At 35.4% G+C, this 240-nt stretch carries 1 pseudogene; it reads right to left on the bottom strand.

Annotation, left to right across the window (positions count from 1 at the left end):
* A pseudogene (locus tag ACFINZ_RS11350) lies at positions 1-240 on the bottom strand (CDP-diacylglycerol--serine O-phosphatidyltransferase); the annotation flags it as partial.

Raw genomic sequence — 240 nt, 5'->3', positions numbered from 1 at the left:
CACGGAAGAAAAATCATATAACTAACAGCTGTAATCAATAAAGTGTGCCATGTATAAGTTGCCAGAAAACCTACATAAATAACAATGCCCAGCATGCACGGTACAACGATATCACGTCTCAAATTTTGATTAATTGTTTTTCCATTCCATACAGGTAAACGACTGACTAAAAGAAAAGCAATAATCACAGTATAAAGGCTAAAAAACAATGCCCAACTCCAACTTGGAACCAAACCAAGA

This window comes from Bartonella sp. AA81SXKL (genome assembly GCF_042196945.1).
GTDB lineage: Bacteria > Pseudomonadota > Alphaproteobacteria > Rhizobiales > Rhizobiaceae > Bartonella.
Note: the sequence above shows the minus strand (reverse complement) of the source record. Positions and strands in the feature narration are given on the sequence as shown.